The following is a 13,157-nucleotide window of genomic DNA, read 5'->3' as shown; positions in this document are numbered from 1 at the left end:
TTACGTGACTGTGAAACTTCGCCGCAGGCCGAGTACCGCGACTGACTAGTCGAGGAGAGTCGATGGCAACGAAGCGGCGTGCAAGTGCCGTCCTGGCACTGTTGATGACAAGTGTTCTCGTTACCGCCGGATGCAGCGGCGGCGGCGAAGAGGCGGCCCCTCAGAACGAGCTGTACAAGGACCCGGTGACCCTGACCTGGTGGCACAACGCCTCACAGGACGGGCCCGGCAAGACCTACTGGGAGAAGGTCGCCAAGGACTTCTCCGCACTTCACCCCACCGTCAAGATCGAGATTGAGGCGATCGAGACGAATCAGCTCCAGCGCACCCGGCTCCCTGCCGCGCTGCTGAGCAGCGACCCGCCGGACATCTTCCAGGCCTGGGGCGGCGGCGAGATGGCCGAGCAGGTGGAGGCCGACTACCTCAAGGAGATCACCGACCAGGTCAAGACCGAGGTCGGCGACATCGGCAGTGCCGCGGAGATCTGGCAGGTCAAGGGCAAGCAGTACGGCCTGCCGTTCCGGATGGGCATCGAGGGCATCTGGTACAACAAGGAGATGTTCGCGCAAGCGGGCATCGCGGCTCCGCCGACCAACTTCGAGGAGCTCAACGCCGCGGTCACCAAGCTCAAGGCGATCAACGTGACCCCGATCGCCGTGGGTGCCGGTGACAAGTGGCCGGCCGCGCACTGGTGGTACAACATGGCGCTGCGCGCCTGCTCGGTCGACACCCTCAAGAAGGCGTCCACGGAGAAGACCTTCGACGATCCGTGCTTCGTCAAGGCCGGCCAGGACCTGAAGGCGTTCATCGACACCAAGCCGTTCCAGCCCAACTTCATCGCCACGCCGGGCCAGAACGATCCGACCAGCGCCAACGGCATGCTCGCCAACGGCAAGGCCGCGATGGAGCTGATGGGTGACTGGAACCGCGGCACGCTGGACACCGTCGCCACGGACAAGACGAAGCTCGCGTCGTTCCTCGGCTGGTTCCCGGTGCCGGCGATCAGCGGTTCCCCGGGTGACCCGAAGGCGGCCCTCGGCGGTGGTGACGGGTTCTCCTGCTCCAAGAACGCCCCGTCCGAGTGCGTCGAGTTCCTCAAGTACATCGTGAGCCCCGAGGTGCAGAAGGGCTACGCCGAGACCGGCACCGGCCTGCCGGTGGCCAAGGGTGCGGCGGACGCCGTCAAGGACCCGGCGCTGAAGTCCATCCTGGAGGCCACCTCCGGGGCGAGCTACGTCCAGCTCTGGCTGGACACGGCCTACGGCAGCACCATCGGTACCGCGATGAACGACGCGATCGTCACCATCTTCGCCGGCAACGGGACGCCTGAGAAGGTCGTCTCGGCAATGAAGGCGGCCGCAAGCAAGTGACCTCCGCCAACCAGATCCGTATGCCCGCCGGCGGCGCTTCCGCGTCGCCGGCGGGCCCCCGCCGGGCCGAGCGCGATTCCGCCCGCCGAGCCGACAACCGCCGCAAGTGGTACGAGATCATCGGGCTCACCGCGCCGGCCGTCGCCGTCTACGTGATGTTCGTGCTGGTGCCGATGGGCTTCGCGGTCTACTACAGCCTGTTCCGGTGGCGCGGGGTCGGGCCGCCCACCGAGTTCGTCGGCCTGCGGAACTACACCCTCGCCTTCCAGGATCCGATCTTCCTCGACGCGTTGCGCAACAACGCCATCATCGTGTTCGGGTCGCTGCTGATCCAGGGGCCGATCGCCCTGGGCGTCGCCCTGCTGCTCAACCGTCGCTTCCGCGGGCGGTCCGTGTTCCGCCTCCTGGTGTTCGTGCCGTACGTGCTGGCCGAGGTCACGGTCGGCATCATGTGGAAGTTGCTCCTCACCGGCGACGGCACTGTCGACGCGCTGCTGCGGTCGCTGGGAATGGGCGGCCTGGTGCAGGCCTGGCTGGCCGACCTGGACGTGGTCATCTGGACCCTGCTGGCCGTTCTCACCTGGAAATACGTCGGCTTCGCCATCATCCTGCTCCTGGCCGGGCTGTCCAATGTGCCCGACGAGCTGACCGAGGCTGCCGCCATCGACGGCGCGAGCTGGTGGCAGATCCAACGGCACGTCACGATTCCGCTGCTCGGCCCGACGATCCGGATCTGGATGTTCCTGTCCATGATCGGCTCGCTGCAGATCTTCGACATGATCTGGGTGACCTCGGTGCCCGCGGTCCGGTCCCTCGGCGCGTCGGCCACCATGGCGACGTACATGGTGGACAACGGGTTCTTCGCCCGGCTGTGGGGCTACGGCAACGCCGTGGCGGTAATCCTCTTCGTCATCTCCTTCGTGGCGGCGCTGCTGTTCCAGCGGTTCCTGCTCCGCCGCGACATCGAGGGCGCCATCACCGGAAGGGCGAAGTGACGATGGCCGTGAACTCGGTTCTCCCCCCGTCCACCGGACGCCGCCAGGTCTCCTGGGGCACACCGCTCACCTACGCGCTCGCCCTCGCGATCGCGGCGGTGTCGATCGCCCCGGTCATCTACGTGGTCATCGGCGGTTTCCGCACCACCCCGCAGATCGTCGCCGACCCGGCCGGCCTGCCCGACCCGTTCGTCTGGGACAACTACTCCCGGGTGCTGACCCAGAGCAACTTCTGGCAACAGGCGTTCAACAGCGCGGTCATCGCCCTCGGCACCACGCTCGCCGTCGTCGTGCTCGGCCTGGCCGCCGCGTTCGTGCTGGCCCGCTACCGGTTCCGCGGCCGAGAAGGGCTCTACACCTTCTTCACCCTCGGCCTGCTGTTTCCGGCCGGGGCGGCGATCCTGCCGCTCTACCTCATGCTGCGTGACCTGAACCTGATCAACTCCTACTACGCGGTGATCCTGCCGCAGGTCGCCTTCTCACTGCCGCTGACGATCGTGATCCTGCGTCCCTTCCTCTCCGCCATTCCGCGAGAGTTGGAGGACGCCGCCGCCATCGATGGCGCGAGTCGGCTCGGCTTCCTCTGGCGCGTCGCGATGCCGCTGTCGCGGCCCGCGCTCGTCACCGTTGGCGTCCTGGCGTTCGTGGCGAGCTGGAACTCGTTCCTGCTGCCGCTGCTCGTCCTCAGCGACGTCAACCTGCACACCCTGCCGCTGGGCGTGCAGAACTTCTCCAGCCAGTACACGACCGACACGGCAGGCGTACTCGCCTTCACCTCGCTGGCAATGCTGCCGGCGCTGCTCTTCTTCACGCTCGCGGAGAAGCAGATCGTCGGTGGCCTGCAGGGTGCGGTCAAGGGCTGACCGGCAGCGGTACGAGCACAACCACAGGAAGGCACAGCATGACTGAGGTCCACGCGGTGGTGGGCGGGCCGTTGCCGGCCCAGGCCGGTCCGGAGCACGGACGACCGGACGGGCACGACGGCGAGGCCCGCGTACGCGAACTGCTCGGCCGGATGACGATCGAGGAGAAGATCGCCCAGCTCGTCGGCTTCTGGGAGAAGGAGGACGGCGAGGCGGTCGCACCGTTGCAGGGGGAGTTCGGCGACGCCTTCAAGCTCGAGGACTTCTCCCGGCACGGGCTCGGTCACCTCACCCGCGCCTACGGGACCCGCCCGTTGGACGCGGCGCAACGCGCGTCGTGGTTGTGGAAGTTTCAGCGCGACCTGGTCACCGGCACCAGGCTCGGCATCCCGGCGATCGTGCACGAGGAGTGCCTCACCGGGCTGTCCGCGTGGAAGGCGGCCACGTTCCCGACCCCGCTGGCCTGGGGCGCCGCGTTCAACCCCGAACTGGTCACCGAGATGGCCGCGGCGATCGGCGCGTCGATGCGGGCCCTGGGCGTGCACCAGGGGCTCTCTCCGGTGCTCGACGTGATCCGTGACCCCCGCTGGGGTCGGGTCGACGAGTGCGTCGCCGAAGATCCGTACCTGGTCGGCACCATCGGCACGTCGTACGTGCGCGGCCTGCAGTCGCAGGGGGTGCACGCCACCCTCAAGCACTTCGCCGGGTACTCCGCCTCGCGGGCCGGGCGCAACTTCGCCCCGGTGCACGTCGGCCGCCGGGAACTGGCCGACGTGCTGCTCCTCCCGTTCGAGATGGCGATCCTCGACGGCGACGCGCGCAGCGTCATGCACTCGTACACCGAGATCGACGGGGTGCCGGTCGCCGCCGACCCGACGATGCTGACCGGCATCCTGCGCGACCAATGGGGCTTCGACGGCACCGTGGTGGCCGACTACTACGGGGTCGCGTTCCTGAACCTGCTGCACCACGTGGCCAGCGATCACGCGGACGCGGCCGGGCAGGCGTTGACCGCCGGTCTCGACGTCGAGCTGCCCACCGGCGACGCCTACCTGACCCTGGGGGAGTCGGTGCGGGCGGGCAAACTCGACGAGGCGCTGATCGACCGCGCGGTGCTGCGGGTGCTGCGCCAGAAGCGGGACCTGGGCCTGCTCGACGCCACCTTCGACGACGAGCCGCCCCAGACGATCGACCTCGACTCGCCCGAGCACCGGTCGATCGCCCGCCGGCTCGCCGAGGAATCGATCGTGCTGGTCGCCAACCGGGACGCGCTGCCGCTGCCCGCGGGGCGCCGGGTGGCCCTCATCGGCCCGAACGCCGACCGGCAGAGCGCGCTCTTCGGGTGCTACTCGTTCCTCAACCACGTCCTCGTCCAGCACCCCGGTGTGGAGACCGGCATCGACGTGCCGACCGTGCTCGACGCCGTGCGGGCCGAGTTCGGCGACGATCTCGTCACCTGGGCACGCGGCTGCGACGTGGACGACGACGACCGGTCCGGCTTCGACGAGGCCGTCGCCACGGCCTCCGGCGCGGACGTGGCCGTCCTGGTCGTCGGCGACCACGCCGGCCTCTTCGGACGCGGCACGGTCGGCGAGGGCTGCGACCGGGAGGACCTGGAGCTGCCCGGCGTCCAGCGCCAACTGGTCGAGGCGGTGTTGGCGACCGGCACACCGGTCGTCCTCGTGCTGGTCACCGGCCGGCCGTACGCGGTCGGCTGGGCGCTCACACGCTGCGCGGCGGTGGTGCAGGCGTTCTTCCCGGGCGAGGAGGGCGCCGGGGCGATCGCGGGGGTGCTCTCCGGGCGGGTCAACCCGTCGGGTCGGCTGCCGGTCAGCCTGCCCCGGTCGGCCGGCGCACAGCCGTACTCCTACCTGCACCCCACCCTGGGCACGGGCAACGAGGTGACCAACCTGCCGGCGACACCGGTGGCACCGTTCGGCCACGGCCTGTCCTACACGACCTTCGGATACGACGAGCTCACCGTGCCCAGCACGGCACCCACCGGCGGGGCGGTAGCGGTGACCGTGCGGGTGACGAACACCGGCGCGGTCGCCGGCGACGACGTGGTCCAGCTCTACGGTCGCGATGTGGTCGCCTCGGTGACCCGGCCGGTGGCGCAGCTGCTCGGCTACCGGCGGGTCCATCTCGAACCGGGACAGTCCGTCACCGTCGAGCTGACGGTCCCAACCACCCGTCTGGCCTTCTCCGACCGCACGTTCACCCGGGTGGTGGAGCCTGGCGACGTCGAGCTGTGGGTCGGCACCAGTGCACGGCGGGACGCCGAGGCGCTGACCACGCTGGTCGGCGACACCGTTCCGGTCACCAACGCCTCCCCACGGTGGACCACCACAGAGATCCACTGAGAGGCGGTCCGCCGACTGTCCCCGACGGACAGTCGGCGGGCCGACCCCGCTCCCGCGCCGGTCTTCGCGGTGACCCCGCACCGGTGGCGGCGGGCCCGGCGGCACGTCGACGTGCTACTCGCGCACGCGGTCCTGGTGGGGGCCGAGCCGGCTGATCTCGTACCCGTCGGGGTAACTCCTGGTCTTGATCCCGTCGGCGAACAACGCGGTCGTCGGTGGCGCCCCGAACCACCGCTGCGACAGCGAGCGCGTCCGCAGGGCCAGGTGCACCCCCGCCCGGACCGGCCAGGTCGGGGTGTCGACCCGCGTCGCGCTCCGCAGCGGCGCGTCATACAGGGCGCTGACCAGCGCGTTTCCCAGTGGAGCGAGCATCCGGGGGAGCCGGGTGAGCATCAGCATCCGGGTGGCGCGCTCGATGGCCGCCGCGTCGTCGTTCGGTTGCAGGTGAGCCGCGTCGTACGCGTCGAACCAGGTCTCGAACTCGCCGTACGACCCCGGGACGTCGGTGATGCCCATCCGTCGGCCGAGTTCCCGGTAGAACAGGTACGTGGAGTGACGTTCGTGGCAGCAGGGTGGACGCCAGCCGTACTCCTGCAACCACCGGGTGGGGATCACGACCAGGCAGCCGAGGACGTAGCGGAAGTCGTCGTTGCTGATGTCGTACGGGCGGTGGATCTGGTTGACGCGCCGCAACGCCTCGCGGCCCCGGGGCTGGTCGAAGCCGTTGAGCACCATCTCGTACATCAGCAGACCGGTGTCGTCGATCCGCTTCTGGGTGCGTTCGGTCAGCTCTCCGGTGGCGGTGTGCACGGCGGCGATGGCGGGGATGGAGAACGACCGGTTGAAGGCGAGGTTGAGCCCGAGCTTCATGTCCCACGGAAACTCGTAGCGCAGCATGGTCTGGTAGATGGCCAGGTGATCGCCCTCCGGGTCGAGAGCACGGATGCGGGTCAGGTTGTCGTAGCGGCCTCTCATCGGCGGTCGTCTCCAGCGGTGTGAGGTGGGTGCCCCGGGCCCTGGCCACGCCGCCCACGGACGCAGGGCGGGAACGGTGGCGACGGGCGCGAGGAGAACGAGCGCGGCGACGGCGAGCGGCAGCCGGGCACCCGCGAAGGCAGTGCGTCGCAGGAACAGCCCGAATGCGTCCCCGCGCAGCAGCACACCATCGAAATCGACGATCACGGTGTCCACGGTCGACGCCCCCATCGGTCTATCGACCTCGCTGCCGCGGGCGGTACGCCATCAGCCGAGTGTACGGGTGCCCGGGTGGGTCAGGTCGGCTCGTCCGCTGTCGGTAGCACCGCGATCAGGTCGAGCACCTCGGCCGCGCCGGCCGCGCCGAAGGCGTCGGTGAGGATGGCCGTGAACACCTCGTCGCCGAGCCTGGCCCGCAGTTCGCGCAGCGCGTTGAGGTCGAGCGCCGCGTTCGCCGACCCGATCTGCCGGTCGATGCTCAGCGCCTCGACGATCAGCGGGACGCCTTCCGCCGGGTGGCCCTGCTCGACGCGCAGCTGACCGAGCGCCACCTGGTCCAGTGCCACCGCCTCCCACTTGCCCTGCTCGCGGTCGATCCGCAGGCAGGTCCGGTAGCACCGCTCGGCCAGGGCCCGGTCGCCGCGCAGGCCGGCCACCCGGCCGAGGTGAAAGGTGCTGTTGGAGACGCCTGACATGTTCCCGAGCCGTTTCTTGATCGCGATGGAGCGACGGTAGAACCCGTCCGCGCCGGCGAGATCCTCCTGCTCCTCGCAGACCCGGCCGAGCTGGTGCAGGACGATGGCCTGGTTGGGCTCGTGGCGCAGCACGCGGTAGACCTGCGACGCCTGCTCGTAGCGGGACCGCGCCTCGGTCAGCCGGCGGGTCTCCAGGGCTGCCCGGCCGAGGTCCTCGTGGCACTTGGCGACCCCCGCCTGGTAGCCGGCGGCGGCGCAGATCGGCAACGCCCGCAGCAGGCACATCCGGGCGGTACCGAACTCACCGGCCTGGGCGGCGGCGATGGCGCGATGGACGTAGCCACTGCCGAGCGGCGTCGGGTGAGAAGCGTCGAACCGCAACCGCAGGTACGCCTCGACCCATTCGGCCCGCTGCGCTGCCTGCCGCCGGTCGAGGTGCGTGGACAGCAGGGCGGAGAAGGCGTGCGCGCCCAGTTCCAGGCGCTGCACGGCCAGCCATTCCAGGGCCGCCTGGAGCGGCGGCTGGTCGTCGCCGCCGATCGCGTTCAGGGTGTGCGGTACCGCCTCGGCAGCCCGGCCGAGGACGGTGCGGACGCCGCCGAGCAGCTCGTCGCAGCGGCGCAGCAGCGGGTCCTCGCCGAGGGCCGCGACGATCGTCCGGGCGCGGGCGTAGCAGCTCTCGGCGAACTCGAGGTCGTCGAGGTCGCGGGAGAGGTGACCGAGCAACAGCGCGCACTCGGCGATGTGACCGTTGCTGCCGACCTCCTCGAAGATCTTCAGGGCGGCGCGGACCCGCTCCTCGGCGGTGTCGTACGCGAACTGGGCGAGGGCGATGCGTCCGAGCATCACCAGCCCGCTGCCCTGCTGGACCCGGACGCCCAACCGTCCGTAGGTGGTGATCGCCACCTGCACGCACCGCTCCGCCTTGACGAAGTCCCGCGCCTCGAAGGCGAGTACGCCGATCTGGTGGTGGCTCGCCGCGATCCCCTCCAGGTCGTCGAGGTCACGGGCGATCGCCAGCTCCTCCCGGTAACGCGACATGGCCAGCTCGGCGTCGCCGTTGCCGCGGGCGATCCCGGCGAGCTGGTGCAGGGTCCGGGAGACCGCCGAGCGGTCGTCGAGCCGATTCAAAATCGTCAACGCCTCCTGGAACAGCCGATCCGCGCCCGCCCGGTCGCCCCGGTTGTCGGCGACCAGGCCCAACTGGTGCAGGAGCTTGCCGACCCCGCTGTCGTCGCCGAGATCCCGGTAGACGGCGAGCGCCGCCTCGTAACGCCGCGTCGCCTGCGAGTACTCACCGCGGCTGAGGTGCACGTCGCCGAGTCCCTTGAGGAAGCTCGCCGAACGCGCCGAACCGCGGGGGGCCAGCGGCAGTAGTTCTCGCCAGATCTTCTCCTCCCAGGCCCAGTGCCCGGCCGCGTGCAACTCCTGGCAGGCCAGCTCGGAGTAGGTGACGACCTCGTCGGTGTCACCCGCCGCCAGGTGGTGGTACCGCGCCTCGACGGCCCGGCGGATGAAGTCGTGCTGGTCGCTGCTGGACCGGGCCCGCCAGCCCCAGTACCGGCCCGCCCGGCGGTGCGCGTCGACCACCGCGTCGCGGCCGGCGATCCGTTGCAGGCTCGCCGCCGTCCACCGGTGCACCAGGTGGCCCCCGGTGACCGGGGCGAGCAGCCCCAGCTGCGACAGCGTCTCGATTGCCTCGTCCAACCCCGCCGGTTCCGGTGGTGGGTCGTCGCCGTCGGCCGGGTCGGCGAGCTGCCAGGCGAGCCCGGTCCGGTCGGCCGGAGTGCGGTACACCGCCGCGCCCAGCAGCAACCGACGGGCCACCGGAACAGCCTCCAGGCGGGCCAGCAGCCGGGGCAGCAGCACATCCTCGGCGGCCAGCGCGCCGGCCTCGGCCAGCGGCGTGCCGACCTCGGCCGGCACGGCGTCCCGGCCACCGCCGGCCGCGGCCAGTCGGCCGGCGACCTCGTCGGATCGGGCGTTGCCGCCGCGCAGCAGGCCGTCGAGGTATTCCAGCGCGCGCGGGTGGCCACCCAGCCGGTGCCACATCCGTTGCTGCTCCGCCGACGCCAGTTGGCCCACGCCCGGTAGCCGCCAGAGCAGTTTGCGGGTCTCCTGCCAGGAGAGCGGACCGAGGTGACAGGCGTCCAGACCGGCGACCGGGAACGGGTGCCGGCTGGTCACGACCAGCTCGTGGTGGGAGGCCCAGGCGGCGAGGAACGCGGCCAGGTCCGCGTCGGCCAACCGGTGCTCGGCGTCCAGGGCGTCCTCGGCGTTGTCGAGGACGAGCAGCAGCGGCGGACCGCCGGTGCCGATCGCGTCCAACCGTCGCCGCCAGTCCTGGCCCGGCTGCGCGAGGGCGACGAGCCATCGCCGCAGCGGGTCGTCCGGGGTCGCCTCAGCGCAGCGGCTCTCCACCTGGCGGCGCAGCTCGTCGAGGATCGCGTCGACGGTGGCGTCGCCGTGGGTCGCCACGACGATGCCACCCGCGTCGCGGAACCGCCGCGCGAGTTCCGCGGCGAGACTCGTCTTGCCGATCCCACCGATGCCGTGGACGAGCACCCGAAGCTTTCCCCGGGACAGCCGACGCAGGATCTCCCGGCGGCCCACGAAGTCCGCGGGCGCCCGCACCACGCCGTCCCCGACGATCGACGGGGCGGGCGGCGCGGCAATGGCGGCACCGTCCCGCCCGCCGGTCAGCCGCAACCCGGCGTCGGCCAGGAACAGCGTCGGCATCCACCACTCGGGGGCGGTCGGGGCCAGCTCGCGGCGTACGGCGGAGACCTCCGCCAGCAGCTCCGGCTCGCTGCCGGCAGCCAACCGCTCGTAGAGCCGAGCGCAGAAGTCGATGGTGTACCCGTCGCTGACGGTCCCGTTCATCGCCAACACCGCCGGTGCGCCGTGGGTCAGCAGCGCGCCGGCCAGCCCGGGCAGTTCCCGTTGATCCTGGCGGGCTGTCGAGCAGCCGGCCAGCACGATCAACGGCACGGTCCGGCCGGGCGGCAGCACCTCGGCCAGGAACCGCGCGGCGTCGACGCGGTCCTCAGTGCCGGTGGGAGTCTCCAGCAGCAGCGCTCCGGGGCGTGCGTGACTGGAGACGTGCAGGACGTGGAACGGCTCCTCGGCGAGGGCGGCCCGGATCCCGGCGGCGCTGCCCCACTCCAGCACGCGGACCCGCGCCCCGTGGCGATGCCCGGGTTCCACCGCGCCGAGGATCCGCCCGAGTTCCCGCTCGTGGTCCAGCAGCGGCTGGGTCGAGTCGTCGGGGCTCGCGATCGCCGCGAGCATCCGCAGGGGGCCGTCCACCCGGACCGTGGGTGCCGGTGTGTCAGCGCCGGCCCGGCACACGTCGACGTCGGGTCGCAGCGCCAACGGCAGTTGCTCCCCGGGCAGCACCAGGGTCTCCCAGGGCAGGTCGGCCAGGGCCGGGTCGACGACCTCGATGCCGAGCCGGTGCCGGCCGGGGCGGGCCAGTTCAGCGCGCAGGGCCGGGCCGGCGGCGTCCAGGAAGCGGCGGCCGAGCGCGACGCCGACCTCGTACGACAGCTCCACCGAGGGGCCGCCGCGCAGCCGCCAGAGCAGGTCGGCCGTGCGTTGGTCGCCGGGGCCCACCGGGTGCCGACTTCGGTCGCCCTGAACGCCCAGGACCACGTCGGTCGCGCTGACTGTCAACCGGATCACGAAGGGCCCCCCTGCGCTCGCCCGGCGGACGACCCGATGCCGGGATGGATTGCCGGGCTGACCGATACTGTATCCATGGCTGACGATCCTGAGGAGCTCGCGCAAATCAACGCGGTGCGGATCAACGACAGCGGCGAGTTGGAGTTCTTCGACGGGCAGCGCTGGGTGCCGTACACCGATCTGCCCGACGACGAGAACGGCCCGTTGGGTGTCGTCTTCCGCGACGACAGTCGATGACCGGGGAGTCGCCGACCAGCGGCGCGGGGTTGGAGGTGCTGCCGTCGCCGTTGGACTCGGTCGCGGACAGTCGGGCGGCGGCGCGGTGGATCATCTCCTCGGCCGGCGCGGTGGGTGCGCTGCTGCTCGGCGGCGGCCCGCTGATCGCCGCCGGCAGGGTCACCGACTGGGCTCACGCGGCGTGGGCGGGCGGCGGCCTGCTGGTGACGCTGCTCGGCGTGGCCTGGGCGATCTGGCGGACCAGCGAGGTGCTCGTCCCGCCGATGACCACGCCGGCCACGCTCACCGGCCCGGAGCTGCGCGGCCTGCGCGAGCGGTTGGAGGCCGAGCCCTGGTACCACTTCGGCGGGTACGCGGACGACGTCGACGCTCTGCTGCGTCATCGCCGGATCGCCGCGGAGATCACCCGCCGCCTGCCGACGGCTGCGCCGCAGGAGCGGGCCGCCCTCCGGGCGGGTCTCGCCACCGCCCGGCGCAACATCGCCCGGACCGACCCGTACCTGCGCTGGCTGCTCGCCACGGCGCACGCCTGGCAGGTCAGGGAGGCGTTGCGCCGGGCCCGCCGGCAGACCTTCCTGGCCGCCGCGCTGGTGGTGGCCGGGGCGGTGGTGTTCATCGCCGCGACCGCCGGCTAGCGCGCCGCCTCGTCGGCTCCGACGAGGCGGCGCGCCTTCGACCGTTGGTCAGTACGGATATCCGGGGACGTTGAGCCGCACGCTGTAGAGCCCGGAGTCACCCCAGCGGCCCGACGTGACGAAGAGGGTCTGCCGGTCGGGGCCACCGAACGCCACATTGGTCGTGCCGGAGTTGCCGGACCGGATCGTGCCGAGCTCGGTGCCGGCGGGGGAGTAGACGTGGACCAGGGAGTCCCCGCCCGAGGTCCAGTACACGTTGCCGGCACAGTCGATCGTGCCGCCGTCCGGGCCGCCGATGTAGTTCACGAAGACGCTGCGGGCCCCGATGCTGCCGTCGGGCTGGACCGCGTACTTGTAGATCTTGTTCTCCGAGTAGGCGCCCACGTACAACGTCGTCCCGTCCGGTGAGAGCGAGATGCCGTTGGGTTGGCGCAACCGGTCGTCGACCAGCGACACCTGACCGTTGGAGACGCGGAAGACACCGGTGCGCCCGCTCATCTGGTCGGGGCGGTTGCCGCGCTGGAAGTTGGGATCGGTGAAGTAGACGACGCCGTCGGAACGGACCGCGACGTCGTTCGGCGAGTTGAACGCCCGGCCCTGGTAGTTGGGCGCGACGGTGCTGCGGGCCCGGTCGCTCAGCCGGTACGCCGACACGCTCCGCTGGTCGTGGGTGGCGGCGACGAGCTGCTGGGCGTCGGCGCTGAGCGCCAGGCCGTTGCTGCCGGCGTTGGTGATGAACGTGTCGAAGGTGGCGGGCGCGGTGAACCGGCGGATCGTCGACGGCTGGACGTTGTACGGGCCGGTGCCGGCGGTCATGTCGGAGAACAGCAGGTAGCCGCCGTCGGCGACCCAGACCGGCCCTTCGAGGAACGTGAACCCGCCCTGGATTCGCGGGGCCGTCACGGTGCTGGCCGGCAGCGGCGGCCCGTAGGTGGCCCCCGTCGGGCAGGCCCCGGGCGGTGCGCCGGGCGGACCGGCGAGCGCGGCGTGAGCGCTGACGTGGGCGGCGGCGACGGCCGCACCGGCGGGCAGGGGGGTGGCGCTGACCGCCAGGCACAGGCCGGCCAGTGCGGCAATGGTGGGACGCCAGGTCATCGGACACTCCAATCGGCGTCGAGGGTTGCGATGGCCGGCGTGCGAGGTCGGTGGCTGGCACGGCGTGAGGGCGGGCCGTCGATGTGGGCATTCGGGAGCCTAGGTGATGAACTGACGACCCGCAGCAATCTTTCGGCGTTGATTCCGAGCGGCACGCGGATTGCAAACACAAAGACGCTGGTCAATGCAAAAACGGCCTCCGGAAATCTTTCCGAAACAACCACAGTGGACGCGTCAACGGCGAC

9 protein-coding genes are annotated in these 13,157 nt (G+C 71.3%); 6 read left to right on the top strand and 3 right to left on the bottom strand.

Going from position 1 to position 13,157, the window contains the following annotated elements; all coding sequences use genetic code 11:
* The first annotated feature begins 62 nt into the window (after positions 1-62).
* Genes AB0877_RS16975 through AB0877_RS16960 form a run of 4 tightly spaced genes read left to right on the top strand, consistent with a single transcriptional unit; the run spans position 63 to position 5,591 of the window.
* Entirely contained in the window at positions 63-1,370 is a 1,308-nt protein-coding gene (locus tag AB0877_RS16975) for an extracellular solute-binding protein (protein WP_366609688.1), read from the top strand.
* Positions 1,367-2,365 (top strand): sugar ABC transporter permease, encoded by a 999-nt coding sequence (locus tag AB0877_RS16970; RefSeq protein WP_366609686.1) that lies wholly within the window; start codon positions 1,367-1,369, stop codon positions 2,363-2,365. The genes AB0877_RS16975 and AB0877_RS16970 overlap by 4 nt, the downstream gene beginning before the upstream one ends.
* 2 nt (positions 2,366-2,367) lie before the next feature.
* Positions 2,368-3,228 carry a carbohydrate ABC transporter permease gene (locus AB0877_RS16965; protein WP_355008552.1) on the top strand — a complete coding sequence of 287 codons (861 nt, stop codon included), beginning with the start codon at positions 2,368-2,370 and terminating at the stop codon, positions 3,226-3,228.
* Positions 3,229-3,266: 38 nt separating this feature from the next.
* Positions 3,267-5,591 carry a glycoside hydrolase family 3 N-terminal domain-containing protein gene (locus tag AB0877_RS16960; RefSeq protein ID WP_366609684.1) on the top strand — a complete coding sequence of 775 codons (2,325 nt, stop codon included), beginning with the start codon at positions 3,267-3,269 and terminating at the stop codon, positions 5,589-5,591.
* 114 nt (positions 5,592-5,705) lie between these two features.
* Here AB0877_RS16960 and AB0877_RS16955 read toward each other — a convergent pair whose 3' ends face one another.
* Both AB0877_RS16955 and AB0877_RS16950 read right to left on the bottom strand, forming a co-directional pair.
* A complete protein-coding gene (locus AB0877_RS16955) occupies positions 5,706-6,566 on the bottom strand; it encodes an oxygenase MpaB family protein (RefSeq protein ID WP_366609863.1) in 861 nt (286 codons plus the stop codon).
* A gap of 296 nt (positions 6,567-6,862) precedes the next feature.
* Positions 6,863-10,945 (bottom strand): tetratricopeptide repeat protein, encoded by a 4,083-nt coding sequence (locus AB0877_RS16950; protein ID WP_366609682.1) that lies wholly within the window; start codon positions 10,943-10,945, stop codon positions 6,863-6,865.
* Positions 10,946-11,020: 75 nt separating this feature from the next.
* Between AB0877_RS16950 and AB0877_RS16945 the strand changes: the two genes are divergently transcribed.
* Both AB0877_RS16945 and AB0877_RS16940 read left to right on the top strand, forming a co-directional pair.
* Positions 11,021-11,182, top strand: coding sequence for a hypothetical protein (locus AB0877_RS16945; protein WP_366609680.1), 162 nt, complete (start codon positions 11,021-11,023; stop codon positions 11,180-11,182).
* Complete coding sequence (locus AB0877_RS16940; RefSeq protein ID WP_366609678.1) at positions 11,179-11,817, top strand: hypothetical protein; 639 nt, start codon at positions 11,179-11,181, stop codon at positions 11,815-11,817. Before AB0877_RS16945 ends, AB0877_RS16940 begins: the two co-directional genes overlap by 4 nt.
* 48 nt (positions 11,818-11,865) lie before the next feature.
* On the opposite strand, the gene AB0877_RS16935 is transcribed toward AB0877_RS16940, so the two are convergent.
* Positions 11,866-12,912: an SMP-30/gluconolactonase/LRE family protein gene (locus tag AB0877_RS16935; protein ID WP_366609676.1), complete on the bottom strand. Its 1,047-nt coding sequence runs from the start codon at positions 12,910-12,912 to the stop codon at positions 11,866-11,868.
* Positions 12,913-13,157 lie beyond the last annotated feature (245 nt).

This window comes from Micromonospora sp. NPDC047644 (assembly GCF_040704315.1).
GTDB lineage: Bacteria > Actinomycetota > Actinomycetes > Mycobacteriales > Micromonosporaceae > Micromonospora.
This window is presented reverse-complemented; position numbering and strand designations above follow the sequence as displayed.

Coding starts and splice junctions, on each gene's coding strand:
- AB0877_RS16975 (WP_366609688.1), top strand. CDS start 63: ATGGCAACGAAGCGGCGTGCAAGTGCCGTCCTGGCACTGTTGATGACA.
- AB0877_RS16965 (WP_355008552.1), top strand. CDS start 2,368: ATGGCCGTGAACTCGGTTCTCCCCCCGTCCACCGGACGCCGCCAGGTC.
- AB0877_RS16960 (WP_366609684.1), top strand. CDS start 3,267: ATGACTGAGGTCCACGCGGTGGTGGGCGGGCCGTTGCCGGCCCAGGCC.
- AB0877_RS16955 (WP_366609863.1), bottom strand. CDS start 6,566: ATGAGAGGCCGCTACGACAACCTGACCCGCATCCGTGCTCTCGACCCG.
- AB0877_RS16945 (WP_366609680.1), top strand. CDS start 11,021: ATGGCTGACGATCCTGAGGAGCTCGCGCAAATCAACGCGGTGCGGATC.
- AB0877_RS16940 (WP_366609678.1), top strand. CDS start 11,179: ATGACCGGGGAGTCGCCGACCAGCGGCGCGGGGTTGGAGGTGCTGCCG.
- AB0877_RS16935 (WP_366609676.1), bottom strand. CDS start 12,912: ATGACCTGGCGTCCCACCATTGCCGCACTGGCCGGCCTGTGCCTGGCG.